A 12,436-nucleotide genomic window follows, 5' to 3' on the forward strand; every position below is an offset into this window, starting at 1 on the left:
TAACCCTCTGGTAGCAAGAGATCTTGGAGGCGCGTGGACGCGTTTGTCGCGCAGCGCATGTATCGAGATCCACACCGGGATGCGGCATCGCCCCCTTGCCCGCACCATGAACGACCAAACATAGCCACGATCGGAGACGGAAATGGACGGAAACGACGCCCCGAATGCAGGCAAATGCCCGGTGATGCACGGCGCAGTTACCGAAGTCGGAAGCTCGGTGATGGATTGGTGGCCCAATGCGCTCAATCTCGACATCCTGCATCAGCATGACACCAAGACCAACCCGATGGGCAAGGACTTCAACTATCGGGACGAGTTGAAGAAACTCGACGTCGATGCTCTGAAGGCCGATCTCCACGCGCTGATGACGGACAGCCAGGACTGGTGGCCCGCTGACTGGGGTCACTACGGCGGCCTGATGATTCGCATGGCATGGCACGCCGCCGGTTCCTACCGCCTCGCCGATGGCCGTGGCGGCGGCGGAACGGGCAACCAGCGCTTCGCGCCCCTGAACTCGTGGCCTGACAACGCCAGCCTCGACAAGGCTCGGCGACTGTTGTGGCCCATCAAGAAGAAATACGGAAACAAGATCAGCTGGGCCGACCTGATCATCCTCGCCGGCAACGCTGCCTACGAGTCGATGGGCCTCAAGACCTTCGGCTTCGGCTTCGGGCGCGAGGACATCTGGCACCCCGAGAAGGACGTCTACTGGGGCGCCGAGAAGGAATGGCTTGCGCCCAGCGATGAACGCTACGGGAGCGTCGACGACCCGTCGACGATGGAGAACCCGCTCGCAGCCGTGCAGATGGGGCTCATCTACGTCAATCCGCAGGGCGTGAACGGCAAGCCCGACCCGCTGAAAACCGCCGCGCAGGTGCGTGAGACTTTCGCGCGCATGGCGATGAATGACGAGGAAACCGCCGCACTGACCGCCGGCGGCCACACCGTCGGCAAGTGCCATGGCAACGGCGACGCCGAGGCTCTGGGCCCCGATCCCGAGGGCGCGCCCATCGAATTGCAGGGCTTCGGCTGGGCGAACCCGAACATGAAGGGGAAGGCGGCCAACGCGGTGACCTCGGGCCTCGAGGGCGCCTGGACGACGCACCCGACACAGTTCGACATGGGCTATTTCAAGCTGCTGTTCGGCTACGAGTGGGAGCTGAGGAAAAGCCCCGCAGGCGCCTGGCAGTGGGAGCCGGTCGACATCAAGGAAGAGGACAAGCCGGTTGACGCCAGCGACCCGTCGCGCCGGCATAACCCGATCATGACCGACGCCGACATGGCGATGAAGGTGGACCCCGCTTACAACGCGATCTGCCAGAAGTTCATGGCCGATCCCGAGTACTTCAAGGACACCTTCGCCCGAGCCTGGTTCAAGCTGACCCATCGCGACATGGGGCCGAAGGTCCGTTACATCGGCCCGGATGTGCCGAAAGAGGATCTGATCTGGATGGATCCGATCCCCGCCGGCTCGACGGGCTACGACGTGGCGGCGGTGAAGGCCAAGATCGCGGCGAGCGGCCTTAGCATCCCGGACATGGTGTCTACCGCCTGGGACAGCGCCCGCACCTATCGCGGCTCGGACATGCGCGGCGGAGCCAACGGCGCCCGCATTCGCCTCGCGCCGCAGAAGGACTGGGAGGGCAACGAGCCCGACCGCCTCGCCCGCGTCCTTTCGGTTCTCGAGCCGATCGCGGCCGGGGCCGGGGCCAGCATCGCCGACGTGATCGTGCTGGCCGGCAACGTCGGCGTCGAGCAGGCGGCTAGGGCCGCGGGCTTCGACATCGAGGTGCCCTTCGCGCCGGGCCGTGGCGACGCGACCGCGGAGATGACGGACGCCGAGTCCTTCGACGTGCTGGAGCCGTTGGCCGATGGTTATCGCAACTGGCTGAAGAAGGACTATGCCGTCAGCCCCGAGGAACTCATGCTCGACCGCACCCAGCTCATGGGCCTGACCGCTCCCGAGATGGTGGTTCTGGTCGGTGGCATGCGCGCCATGGGCACCAACCACGGCGGCACCAAGCACGGCGTCTTCACCGACCGCGAAGGGGCCCTGACGACCGACTTCTTCGTCAACCTGACCGACATGGGTTATAGCTGGAAGCCGGTCGGAGATGGCACCTACGAGATCCGCGACCGCAAGACGGACGCGGTCAAGTGGACCGCCACCCGCACGGATCTCGTGTTCGGATCGAACTCGATCCTGCGTGCCTATGCTGAGGTCTATGCCCAGGACGACAGCGCGGAGAAGTTCGTGCACGACTTCGTCGCGGCATGGACGAAGGTGATGAACGCGGATCGCTTCGACCTCGCCTGATCGAGACGATCGCGCGCCCGGGCGTGGCCATGCTGGCCATGCCCGGGTGCCACCCGCGGCGCCGTAACCCGCCGCCGGTCAGGCGCGGCCGAGACGCGGGCAAGCTCCCCCACACCCTGAATGCGTCGCGCTTTCCGAAGCCTTGGCACCGCTGCGATCGCGCTGTCTTCATTTAGGGCCCGTGCCGTTCAGTGCCTGTCGCCCATGATGCAGCCGATCAACGCTTGGCTGCGGCCGCGGCACTCTGCACCACCGCCCAATCGACGGCCGAGCGCATCGTCTTGCCGAGCGCCTCGTCGAAGGCGGCGACCACATCCAGCATCTCGCCCGATGCCGCGGGTGTCTCGAATCCGAAGGACTCCGACGCGATGATGACGCCACGCGGCTCCTCGACGATCTTCATGTTGAGCTGCACCTGAACGAGGATGTCGCTTCCCCCGTTCGGAACGAGACGCGCCTGAAACTCGCGCAGATCGGTCAGCAAGGTGTAATCGGCCGAAAGCCCGATCGCCTGTCGCCCCACCGATCGGACCTTGCCGGTGTTCTCGAAGCTCTCGACCAGCAGGGTCTGCACCATCAGCGGCGCACGGTCGACCCAGCCGGATTTCGGAAAATACTGCACCGCAAACGGATTGGGCTTCACGGCGATACGGTCAGTGTTCAGCCCGGCCGCCGCTGTCGGCTCCTCGATCACGAGCTGCGCATTGAGTTGCGGCAACCCCGGATCGTAGCTGCTCTTGGGCGTGAGTTCGTAGAGATCCTTCGGGGTCGTCACGGCATTGAGCGTGGCAAGCCCCGTGCACCCGGACAGCAACAAGGCGGCGCCCAGCGCGCCGAAGCGGTTCAACAACATCATCATCTCCGGAATTCGGGGGCCTGGGTGCCGAGCAGGAACCGCGCCGGATCACGCTCGATCCGCGCCGTGAGCCGCTCGAGGTTCTGGACGAGCTTTCTCGCCTCCTGCACGAAGCGCACGAACTCGGTCAGCCCGACCTGGGCGAACCCGTCGATCTCGTCTCGGTTCTCGACCACGATCGCATTGATGTTTCCAACGAGGCTCTGCGCATTGTCCAGAACGGCACGGACATCCGCGGTGATGCGCGGAAGATCGGCCGAGGCAGCGCCGACCGACTCCTCGAGCGACGCCACCGTATTGCGGATGTCCTCGAGTATGGCGCCTGCATCCTGTTCGAGAAGGACGCTCGCGCTGTCGAAGGTGCGGGTTGCCGAGGCCAGCGCGGCGTCCGCACCGGTCAAGGTATTGTCGATGGCCGCAAGCGTCACGTTCGCGCGCTCGAACGTCTCCGCCGCGGCGCCAAGCGTCCTCTCGGCACCGACTGTGATTGCTTCGAGCCGGCCGGCCGCGGTCTCGATCTCGGGACCGAGCGTCGTGATCAGCCGGTTGATTTCGCCGGTTGCACTGCGCACGTCAGCCATGATGGCAGGAACATCCTGATCGACGACGCGGTTGACACTGTCGATGGCCGTGCTGGCGCCCTCGACGGCAGCGCGCGCTTCACGAACCAGCGCCGCGCCCTCGCCCGTGACCAGCGCGTCGACATCACGGGCGAGCGTATCGACCGATTTCAGCGTCGTGTCGGCCTGGTCGATCGTCGTGTCGAGGCGGGCGATGACGGTCTCGGCCTCGACGAGCCGCGCGATCGCGGTGTCGGTCAGAACCTCGATCCTGTCGGCAACGCCACCCGCGCGCATTCCCAGGTCCTGGGCGACGTTGCCGATCGTGACGGCCGTCTGATCCACCGACGCGATGAGTTTGGGCAGATCGTTCGCGATCAGTTCATTCGCGCTGCCGAAAGTGGCCTCGGCGCTCTTGAGCGCTGCCGACGCGTCGCCGATCGCCACCTCGGCCTTGCGTATCCCTTCCGTCGCCGCCCGCATCGTCTCGTCGGCACTGTTGAGGGTGCGATCAGCCGTTACCGCGAGACCGTCGAGCGTGCCTGAGAACTCGACGACTTCACGCGCCGCGCCTGAGAGGTCGGCCGACAGCGCCGAGAAATCCTTCAGCACGGTGTCGAGCTCACCCGACGCGCTCTCGAGGTTACTGAGGATCCCCGTGATGGCCTCGCGGTTTTCGTCGCTGACGACCTCGCGCACCTCCTCGAGCAGCGAGATTGCCTTCTCCAGCAATTCAGGCGCTCCCTCGAAGATGCTCTGGAAGGCTGAACGGGCCGAGGGAATGACCGGGTTCGAGCCATCGGCCGGACGCGCGAGAGGCGCCGCGCCCGGGCTGCCGCCCGAGAGAGACACGTAAGAGACGCCCGTGACGCCCTGGAACTCGAGCGTGGCCACCGTGTCGGTCGTGACAGGCGTCTCGGCCGCGATTTCGAGGCCGACGCGCACCTTGCCGGGGTTGTCCTCGTCCAGGGCCAGCGACACGACCTGTCCGACCGGAAGCCCGTTGAAGCGCACGCTACCTGCCGAACCGAGGCCGGAGACGCTGTCGAAGAGCACATCGTAATAGGCGTACTGCCGGTCGACCTCGACCTTTGCCAGCCACAGGAAGAAGCCGAGCGCGCCGAGTACACCGAGAATGGTGAAGAGCCCGATCAGGACGTAGTTCGCACGTGTTTCCATCCGCGCTCGACCCTCTCCCGCTTTCTGTCAGGCCGTAACCGCGCGGGCGCGGGGGCCATGAAAATATTCGTGCACCCAAGGGTGGTCGACCTTCAGCATCTCGTCCATCGTGCCGGTCACGAGTACTCGCTTCTCCGCAAGGACGGCGACCCGGTCGCAGATCGCCTGAAGGCTATCCAGGTCATGGGTTACCATGAAGACCGTAAGCCCGAGCGATTTCTGAAGCTGACCGATCAGCTCGTCGAACGCGGCGGCGCCGATCGGGTCGAGACCGGCCGTCGGCTCGTCGAGGAACACGATCTCGGGATCGAGCGCGAGCGCACGCGCGAGCCCCGCGCGTTTGCGCATGCCCCCCGAAAGCTCGGAGGGAAACTTGCCGCAGGCGAGCGGCGGCAGACCGACCATCGAGATCTTCAGCTCGCCCAAGGCCTTCATCATGGAATGCGGCAGCGAAAGCTGCTCACGCATGGGCGCCTCGACATTCTGCAGAACGGTGAGCGACGAAAACAGCGCGCCGTCCTGAAAAAGCACGCCCCACCGCTTTTCGATCTCGCGCCGCTCGGCATCGGACGCCTTGAGCACGTCGCGTCCGAAAACCCGGATCGACCCGGCCTTCGGACGGATCAGGCCGACGATCGTGCGCAGGAGCACGGATTTCCCGGTTCCCGATCCGCCGACGACGCCGAGCACTTCGCCACGGTAGACATCGAGGTCCAGGCCATCATGCACGACCTGGCTGCCAAACTGGTTGACCAGCCCCCGCACCTCGATAACGGGCTCGCGCGCTCCGCTCATACGCCAATCTCCGCGAAGAACACCGAAAAGATCGCGTCGACCACGATCACCGAGAAGATCGACAGGACGACCGAAGCGGTCGTGAGACGGCCGACCGACTCGGCGCTCCCTTCCACCTTGAGACCCTCGTAGCAGCCGATGACACCGATGATGAAGGCAAAGAACGGCGCCTTGATGAAGCCCACGCCAAGATGCCAGATGTCGGTCGTCTCGTAGAGTCGGGCAATGAACATGCCCGGGCTGACCCCAAGCTCGATCCAGCTCATCAGGCCGCCACCGAGCAACCCCATCACGTTGGCAATGAACCCGAGCACGGGGAGCATGAACAAAAGGGCAAAGACCCGCGGCAGGACCAGCACCTCGATCGGATCAAGCCCGAGCGTGCGCATCGCATCGATTTCCTCGCGGATCTTCATCGACCCTATCGCTGCGGTAAATGCAGAGCCCGAGCGGCCTGCGACGATGATCGCGGTGAGCAAGATGCCAAGCTCACGCAGCACCGAGATCGCGATCAGGTTCACGACGAAGACCTCGGCGCCGAACTGGCGAAGCTGCACCGAGCCCTGGAACGCCAACACCACGCCGATCAGGAAAGCCATGAGCGACACGATGGGAACGGCGTTGAAGCCGACCTCCTGCATGTGGTGGACGAGGGCGGTTCCCCTCAGCCGGCTCGGCCGGATCAATGTGTTCACGGCGCGCGCCAGCACGAGGCCGATAAAGCCGAGGATCTCGATGCTGGTGCGGGCGATATCCGCAACCTTCTCACCGACCCCCGCGACCCAGCCGACGAAGCCGCCCGGGGGCTCTTCGATCCCCTCCGCCGCGGGAAGCCCGCGCGCCACCGTTTCGAGCAGCTCTGCCTCGTGCGGGTCGAGGCCGACGATCTGAACGCGCGAGCCTTCCGCCTCTAGCTTCGCCTGAAGCTGAAGGATCCGCCATGCTCCGCCGGTGTCGAGCGTATCGACCCTGCTCAGGTCGATAACGACCCGAGCACCCGAGGGCGCTTTGCTCAGGCTGGGCTCGAGCACATGGAGCGTGGCCATCACCACCTGCCCTGCAATGCTCAGGACCGCTCCATCGCCTTCGCGTCTCATGTCGACGCTCACACCGCTCATCGCAATGTCATGCTCCCGTGCGCCCCGGCAACCTGCCGAATCTTCGACGCCCGATCGTGGCCTTTTCACGGCGGGCCGTAAACGATTGCATCCTTGCCCGCGCTCCACCGGAAAAATGGGCAGGGAGCGCCCCCCGAAACATCGCCGCCCGCGCGGCCGCCGGCGCCGGGTCGCCGATACCGGCAAGACTCCGATGCAAGAACCGTCGCCCGACACCACAAAAATCACGGCTTCAGCCCGGATTTCGCGATTCACTTTTGAAGTCTCGTGCTCGGGTCATGTAGGCTCGGCATGAAATCACGAGGGAGAGACCTCATGTCAGACTTGATTGGCAGCTTGACTGGATCGGATCGCGCGCGCTTTGCATTGTCGCTCGCCATCGCGGCGATTATCGCGCTCGGCTTCCAGACCGGACCCGCCGAAGCAGCCACGGAAGACGAGGCGAAGCAACTGTGCATGACTGAAATGTCGGGCCCGCAGAAAGCGCTCGAGGTGCGGGAGACAAGTCTCGTTCTGCGAGACCGGCAATGGCACTTCTATGGCAACGCCGACTTCGACGATGCCGAGAGCGTGCATTTCGACTGCGTCGTTCACGGCGAGAAGGTCGTCGCCGTACGCTACCTCGTCCCGGACTCCAGCCGCGCAAGCGGCACGCGCTGGTCGAACGAACGCCCTCGTGGGACCGCACACCAGGGCCTCGAACTCAATGAGACCGCGATGAGCGACAATCCCCTGCCGCCCGCCGAGCCGAAGATGATGGAAGCGCCCAAACCGGGCAGCGGCGCACCCGCACTCGGCGGCAACGCGGCCGACAAGGAAGGCTCGACTGGCGGGGCCAAGTTCATCAAGGTCAAGTGAGGGGCGCTTCGACGCGCCCTCACTGTCATCCGGCCGACGCCAGCCTGTCGCGCCGCGCCAGTTCCGCCTTGAGCCGCTTGCGTTCCTCGAACTCGGCCGTGACGTCGCGCATGACGGCGGCAACGCCTGACAGCCCGCCATGCTCATCGGCGACCGGCATGATCGAGAACTGGATCGAGATCCGCGTCCCGTCCTTGCGCGTGGCTGGGACCGAAAGCAGGTCCCCCGCTCCATAGCGCGTCTTGCCCGTCTTCATCGTACGGAGGTAGCCGGACCAGTGCCGGGCTCTCAGATGCTCAGGCGTGATGATGTCCAGGGACTGGCCGACCGCTTCGCTCCGCTCAAAACCGAAGATCCGCTCGGCGCCCTCATTCCAGAAGCGAATGATCCCGTGCGCATCCGACACGACCAGCGCATCGGGCATTCCCTCGATCAGCCTGCGGCCGAGTGCATCGAGATCCATCGGCGCATCCTTCGCTTTACCAACCAAACTGAACCACTGCGCCATGGCCGCGGGGCAAAAGGCGCTCAGGGGCGGCCCCAATGCAGGCGCTCGGCTTCGCTACCCGCCGAACTGGCGCCTCGAAAACCGACATTCGCGATCCTGGCAAGAGCCGTTGCCCTCACGTCCGAACGTCGGCGGCTTCGAGATACTCCTTCAGCGCGATCGCGTTGTTGTGCGCCTCGTCCTTCGCGGCGTAGACGAGCGTCACCGGCCCCTCCCTCAGCCGCTGGCGAAGGTCCGCGATGGCCTGCGGGCAACCGTCGAGCTCACGTGCATAGCGCCATCGAAACTCGTTCCACTTCGAGGGATCATGGCCGAACCACGTCCTGAGCCCCTCGCTTGGCGCAAGGTCGCGCGCCCAGTGGTGGATGCGAAGCCGATCCTTCGCCAACCCGCGCGGCCAGAGCCGGTCGACCAGCACGCGCTGCCCGTCCGACTGACGGGCCGCGCGATAGGCGCGCTTTACGCGCAGCCCGCTCACCGCGCATCCGTCCTGGTCTGCACCCGACCAGCGCCCGTCACGATAACATCCATCGGAATGTCATGTGGCTGCGGATGGATTGTCGGTATCGCCGCGCAGGGGTGACCCACACCGATCACCTGCGGACGCGCCGCGAACGACGCGAGCGTTCGATCGAAGAAACCGCCCCCGTATCCAAGCCGATAGCTTGCGGGATCGTATCCCACCACCGGTGCGATCGTGACGTCCGGGATCACCTGCTCGCCATCCGCCGGCACGGGAATGTTCCAGACGCCCCTCTCCATCCGGCAACCGGGGTGCCAGGCGCGGAAGACCAGCGGCTGTCCTTTCTCGACGACGATCGGCAACGCGATGCTCGCGCCGCGTATCGCGGCGCGGGTCATCCATTCCCTCAGGTCCAGCTCACCGCGAAACGGCCAGTAGAGGCTGACCGTGACACCGGGCCGAGGCTCGATCAGCCGATCGAGTTCGGCCGCCACCTCTTCGGCGACGCGCTGGCGCTCGGCTGCCGGCACGGCAAGGCGCGAGGCGATCAGGCGCTCGCGCTCAGCCTTGCGCCAGCGCGCCACGTCCCGAGCCGTGTCCGCATCCATCACGACATAGCCGTCGGGGCCCAGAGCCAGCTCGTGAGCGAAGCAGGGGGGCGAGGCAAAGCTTGCGCCGTCCGTATCGTCTTGCATCACGTCTCCTTCCTCCGTGGTCACGGGTCGATGCCGAGAAGGTCGACGCCCGTTTCCCGTTCGAGCAGTCGCGCATTCGTCCGGAAAATCGCCGCGACCATCTCGGCGTCGCCGGCCTCGATCGCCATGTCGACGATGATTGCCGTGAGTGCCCAGACGATCCGCCGGTCGCCATAGGCCGCCGCGGCCCGAACGATAGCGGGTCGGATATCGCCAACGCATTCCGCGATGCGCCGCATCCGCGGGTTTGCAATGTCCGGCTCGGCGCCCAGCCAGAAGGTATGGCCGATGACATCAAATGCGGAAACGTCGCTGCGCATGACACTGACCCATGCTCTCCATCAGCATGACGATAGCGGGTTCGATAAGATCACGAAAACAAAAGTTATTTGATTTTAAATTCGACATTTCCAATATTAAACTGCCATGGACACGGAACTCGCCCGCACCTTCCTTGCCGTCGCGGCGACCGGGAGCTTCGTCGCCGCAGCCGAACGCCTGCACGTCACCCAATCGACCGTGAGCGCGCGCATCCGGACGCTCGAGGATCAGTTCGGCCGCCGGCTCTTCACCCGCAACAAGGCAGGCGCCGTCATCACTGACGCGGGGCGCAGGTTTCAGAAACATGCGGCGTTGCTGGTCCGGACCGTCGAACAGGCGCGCCATGACATCGGCCTCCCGCGCGGCTTCCGGGCCGGAGTCGTCGTGGGTGCTCGTATCGGCCTTTGGGATGGCCTCATGCTCGACTGGCTGGCGGAACTGACGACGAGCATCCCCGACATCTCGTTCAGCGCGGAAATCGGGTTCGAGCCCGACCTGATGCAAGGCCTGATCGATGGTCGCATCGACATTGGCGTGATGTATGCCCCGCAGCGAAGACCAGGCATGGAACTGGCGCGCATTGCCGAGGAAAGGCTGGTCCTGGTCCGGTCGGCACGTGCCGCGCCGCATGAAGGCGCCTATGTCTACGTGAACTGGGGGCCGGAGTTCTATTCCCAGCACAGCGCGAGCTTTCCGGATCTTCCGGGCCCGCATCTCTCGGTCAATGTGGGATGGCTGGCGCTGCAGCATATCCTCGATCATGGCGGATCGGCATATCTTCCGTCGCGCCAGGTCCGGCACCTCGTCGCTGACGGCCGGCTCGAGGAGGTCCCGGGCGCCCCCGCCTTCGTGCTCCCGATCTGGGCTGTCTATCCGCATGACCGGGACACGAAGCTGATCGATCCGATGATCGAGGCGCTCGCAGGGCGGGCGGCGGCGACTGTCTGATCACGACAGCGCCACCCAAAGCAGGATCGGCCCGCGACCTTCCCTGCCCCGCGCAGCTCAGAGCACACCGTCTTGCTTCAGCCTCTCAGTAACCCGCTCGGCCATCCCGGCGCAGCGGGCGCCATCGAATGGAAAGATTGCCTCGAAGCCCGCACTTACCTCGGATTCGAGAATTGCCTTCAACCGTCGGCGCGCGCGGAAGAGGCGCGTCTTGACGGTAACAGGGTTGAGCGAGAGGTCATGCGCCACATCGCGCACGCTCATGCCCTCGACCTCGCGCATCAGGAACACGACGCGGAGCTCGTCGGGTAGGCTGGCCACGGCAGTCTCGAGCATCGCGCGCACCTGCGTACGGGCGAGCATCACTTCGGGCCTCTCGGTTCCCCGCGCCGGAAATGCCAGGACATCGGCGCCCGGAAATTCGTTCTCAGCCACGGTATCGTACTCCTCCTGAGGGCGCGCGGCGCGGCGGCGCATGCGCGCGGTGTTGAGAACGATGCGGGTGATCCAGGTCGAGAAACGCGCTTCCTCACGAAACGAGGAAAGCCGTGTAAAAGCAGAAAGATAGCTTTCCTGCACAACCTCCTCGGCTTCGGCATCGCTGTCGACGATGCCGCGCGCGACACGGAAGAGCCGGGGGTTCAGGCGACGGATCAGTTCGCGTACCGCCGCCTCGTCGCCATCGCGGGCGCCGGCGACCAGCGCCCTTTCGTCAAGATCGCGCGGCTCGCGAATTCGGTGCTGTCTGCTGTTGGGGATCATGCCAGATCCTCGGGCATGATCCGTCCCTTCGCAAGGATCTCGGCGACCCTCGGAAAGGCTTTCAGCGCCGCCTCGGGCAAGTCGCCCGCATCCCCCGCGGGACCCTCCCAGCCGGGATCGCCCGGTCGGCCAACCACGATGCGCCCGACCATGCCCGCATGCTCGTGGGGAATGCAGTAATAGTCGTAGACGCCAGGCACGCTCAACGTGACCTCGAAGCTCGCGCCGGGAAGCAGGAAGTCGCTGTCCCAGGGCGCCGCACCTGACGGAATGCGCCGTGGGCGGTCGAAGATCGCCGGATGATACGTCGTGGCGGTGTGGCTGTTGCCCTTGTCATGGTTCACGAAACGCAGCATTGCGCCGGGCGCGACGGCGATCGCAAGCGGCGCAAACCAGACCCGTTCGCCCCGCGCGGTTCCGCGCATCTCGATGTCGCGCGGCGCCGCCGCACCGACAGGCCTGCGGGAGGCCAGGGCGGCGAGCGCACCGCCCGCCACCCTTCCGAACTGTCTTCGCGTGATCATCACTCGGCCAGCCGCGCCCGAGCGTCCTCGCCATGCAGCAGCACGACATGCGCATGGGGCTTGTCGACGCCCGGATGACCGGCGTTGTAGTAGATGTCGACCGCAGACACGTTGTGCGAGCCGACCCCGAGGTCGTCGAAGGAAGTGCCGCTCTCGAGCGCTTCGATCGGCGTCATGTAGATCGTCGCCGCCAGCTTTCCGTCGCGGTCGTAGCCGAGGAACGGGCCGGCCGGCAGCGTGGCGGGATCGACGTAGAGCATGCCAAGGCCGGGCAGGAAATCCGGCAGGGCGACGAGGTCACTGACCTTGGCATAGGGCGCGGCCGGAGGCGCGTTGCGAAGGGCCTCCTCGTCATGGGCGCTGGCGGGAGCCGCCATGAAAAGCGTGGCGCCGAGTGCGGCGATAATCATCCTGTGGAACATGTCTGTCTCCTCTGGCGACCAGGACCCCTGCCCTGGCTCACCCCGTTGGATGCGACGACGCGACAAAGGTTCCCGGGCAGCCGGAGAGATTTCTGAACGGCTCGTGCGGC

At 65.4% G+C, this 12,436-nt stretch carries 14 protein-coding genes; 3 read left to right on the top strand and 11 right to left on the bottom strand.

Translation table 11 applies throughout. The features are described from left to right. Positions 1-142 precede the first annotated feature (142 nt). Positions 143-2,317 carry a catalase/peroxidase HPI gene (gene katG, locus H0I76_RS03635; RefSeq protein WP_200607177.1) on the top strand — a complete coding sequence of 725 codons (2,175 nt, stop codon included), beginning with the start codon at positions 143-145 and terminating at the stop codon, positions 2,315-2,317. Between the two features lie 217 nt (positions 2,318-2,534). Here the strand turns inward: katG and H0I76_RS03640 are convergent, their stop codons facing one another. Genes H0I76_RS03640 through H0I76_RS03655 form a run of 4 tightly spaced genes read right to left on the bottom strand, consistent with a single transcriptional unit; the run spans position 2,535 to position 6,825 of the window. Next, positions 2,535-3,170: an ABC-type transport auxiliary lipoprotein family protein gene (locus H0I76_RS03640; protein ID WP_200607180.1), complete on the bottom strand. Its 636-nt coding sequence runs from the start codon at positions 3,168-3,170 to the stop codon at positions 2,535-2,537. Positions 3,171-3,172: 2 nt separating this feature from the next. Beyond that, on the bottom strand, positions 3,173-4,912 hold the full coding sequence (locus tag H0I76_RS03645; RefSeq protein ID WP_200607182.1) for an MlaD family protein: 1,740 nt from the start codon (positions 4,910-4,912) through the stop codon (positions 3,173-3,175). A gap of 27 nt (positions 4,913-4,939) precedes the next feature. Continuing rightward, complete coding sequence (locus tag H0I76_RS03650) at positions 4,940-5,707, bottom strand: ABC transporter ATP-binding protein (protein WP_200607184.1); 768 nt, start codon at positions 5,705-5,707, stop codon at positions 4,940-4,942. Further along, the gene (locus tag H0I76_RS03655) at positions 5,704-6,825 is read right to left on the bottom strand and encodes an MlaE family lipid ABC transporter permease subunit (RefSeq protein WP_200607854.1); all 1,122 of its coding nucleotides are present in this window, start codon (positions 6,823-6,825) and stop codon (positions 5,704-5,706) included. Before H0I76_RS03655 ends, H0I76_RS03650 begins: the two co-directional genes overlap by 4 nt. 315 nt (positions 6,826-7,140) lie before the next feature. Here H0I76_RS03655 and H0I76_RS03660 point away from each other — a divergent pair, with 315 nt between their 5' ends. After that, positions 7,141-7,683: a hypothetical protein gene (locus tag H0I76_RS03660; protein ID WP_200607185.1), complete on the top strand. Its 543-nt coding sequence runs from the start codon at positions 7,141-7,143 to the stop codon at positions 7,681-7,683. 25 nt (positions 7,684-7,708) lie between these two features. Here the strand turns inward: H0I76_RS03660 and H0I76_RS03665 are convergent, their stop codons facing one another. The 4 genes from H0I76_RS03665 to H0I76_RS03680 all read right to left on the bottom strand — a co-directional run bounded on the left by H0I76_RS03665 (position 7,709) and on the right by H0I76_RS03680 (position 9,669). Further along, complete coding sequence (locus H0I76_RS03665) at positions 7,709-8,191, bottom strand: PAS domain S-box protein (RefSeq protein WP_200607187.1); 483 nt, start codon at positions 8,189-8,191, stop codon at positions 7,709-7,711. 115 nt (positions 8,192-8,306) lie between these two features. Continuing rightward, entirely contained in the window at positions 8,307-8,669 is a 363-nt protein-coding gene (locus H0I76_RS03670) for a DUF488 domain-containing protein (protein ID WP_200607189.1), read from the bottom strand. Then, the gene (locus tag H0I76_RS03675) at positions 8,666-9,349 is read right to left on the bottom strand and encodes a 5-formyltetrahydrofolate cyclo-ligase (RefSeq protein ID WP_200607191.1); all 684 of its coding nucleotides are present in this window, start codon (positions 9,347-9,349) and stop codon (positions 8,666-8,668) included. The genes H0I76_RS03670 and H0I76_RS03675 overlap by 4 nt, the downstream gene beginning before the upstream one ends. Positions 9,350-9,369: 20 nt before the next feature. Continuing rightward, positions 9,370-9,669: a hypothetical protein gene (locus tag H0I76_RS03680; RefSeq protein ID WP_200607193.1), complete on the bottom strand. Its 300-nt coding sequence runs from the start codon at positions 9,667-9,669 to the stop codon at positions 9,370-9,372. Positions 9,670-9,775: 106 nt separating this feature from the next. On the opposite strand from H0I76_RS03680, the gene H0I76_RS19345 reads away from it, so the two are divergent. Continuing rightward, positions 9,776-10,618, top strand: coding sequence for a LysR family transcriptional regulator (locus tag H0I76_RS19345; RefSeq protein ID WP_200607195.1), 843 nt, complete (start codon positions 9,776-9,778; stop codon positions 10,616-10,618). 57 nt (positions 10,619-10,675) lie between these two features. Here the strand turns inward: H0I76_RS19345 and H0I76_RS03690 are convergent, their stop codons facing one another. From H0I76_RS03690 to H0I76_RS03700, 3 genes are read right to left on the bottom strand one after another with little or no spacing between them, the layout of a single operon-like run. Then, on the bottom strand, positions 10,676-11,380 hold the full coding sequence (locus tag H0I76_RS03690) for an RNA polymerase sigma factor (RefSeq protein WP_200607198.1): 705 nt from the start codon (positions 11,378-11,380) through the stop codon (positions 10,676-10,678). Next, the gene (locus H0I76_RS03695; protein ID WP_200607201.1) at positions 11,377-11,904 is read right to left on the bottom strand and encodes a plastocyanin/azurin family copper-binding protein; all 528 of its coding nucleotides are present in this window, start codon (positions 11,902-11,904) and stop codon (positions 11,377-11,379) included. The genes H0I76_RS03690 and H0I76_RS03695 overlap by 4 nt, the downstream gene beginning before the upstream one ends. Then, positions 11,904-12,326, bottom strand: a complete 423-nt coding sequence (locus tag H0I76_RS03700) for a hypothetical protein (RefSeq protein ID WP_200607203.1) — start codon at positions 12,324-12,326, stop codon at positions 11,904-11,906. The genes H0I76_RS03695 and H0I76_RS03700 overlap by 1 nt, the downstream gene beginning before the upstream one ends. Between the last annotated feature and the right edge of the window lie 110 nt (positions 12,327-12,436).

It is taken from the genome of Thermohalobaculum xanthum, assembly GCF_016623495.1.
GTDB lineage: Bacteria > Pseudomonadota > Alphaproteobacteria > Rhodobacterales > Rhodobacteraceae > Thermohalobaculum > Thermohalobaculum xanthum.

Excerpts from the sequence above, each read along its gene's own strand:
- katG (WP_200607177.1), top strand. The coding sequence starts at position 143 with ATGGACGGAAACGACGCCCCGAATGCAGGCAAATGCCCGGTGATGCAC.
- H0I76_RS03640 (WP_200607180.1), bottom strand. The coding sequence starts at position 3,170 with ATGTTGTTGAACCGCTTCGGCGCGCTGGGCGCCGCCTTGTTGCTGTCC.
- H0I76_RS03645 (WP_200607182.1), bottom strand. The coding sequence starts at position 4,912 with ATGGAAACACGTGCGAACTACGTCCTGATCGGGCTCTTCACCATTCTC.
- H0I76_RS03650 (WP_200607184.1), bottom strand. The coding sequence starts at position 5,707 with ATGAGCGGAGCGCGCGAGCCCGTTATCGAGGTGCGGGGGCTGGTCAAC.
- H0I76_RS03655 (WP_200607854.1), bottom strand. The coding sequence starts at position 6,825 with ATGAGCGGTGTGAGCGTCGACATGAGACGCGAAGGCGATGGAGCGGTC.
- H0I76_RS03660 (WP_200607185.1), top strand. The coding sequence starts at position 7,141 with ATGTCAGACTTGATTGGCAGCTTGACTGGATCGGATCGCGCGCGCTTT.
- H0I76_RS03665 (WP_200607187.1), bottom strand. The coding sequence starts at position 8,191 with ATGGCGCAGTGGTTCAGTTTGGTTGGTAAAGCGAAGGATGCGCCGATG.
- H0I76_RS03675 (WP_200607191.1), bottom strand. The coding sequence starts at position 9,349 with ATGCAAGACGATACGGACGGCGCAAGCTTTGCCTCGCCCCCCTGCTTC.
- H0I76_RS03680 (WP_200607193.1), bottom strand. The coding sequence starts at position 9,669 with ATGCGCAGCGACGTTTCCGCATTTGATGTCATCGGCCATACCTTCTGG.
- H0I76_RS19345 (WP_200607195.1), top strand. The coding sequence starts at position 9,776 with ATGGACACGGAACTCGCCCGCACCTTCCTTGCCGTCGCGGCGACCGGG.
- H0I76_RS03690 (WP_200607198.1), bottom strand. The coding sequence starts at position 11,380 with ATGATCCCCAACAGCAGACAGCACCGAATTCGCGAGCCGCGCGATCTT.
- H0I76_RS03695 (WP_200607201.1), bottom strand. The coding sequence starts at position 11,904 with ATGATCACGCGAAGACAGTTCGGAAGGGTGGCGGGCGGTGCGCTCGCC.
- H0I76_RS03700 (WP_200607203.1), bottom strand. The coding sequence starts at position 12,326 with ATGTTCCACAGGATGATTATCGCCGCACTCGGCGCCACGCTTTTCATG.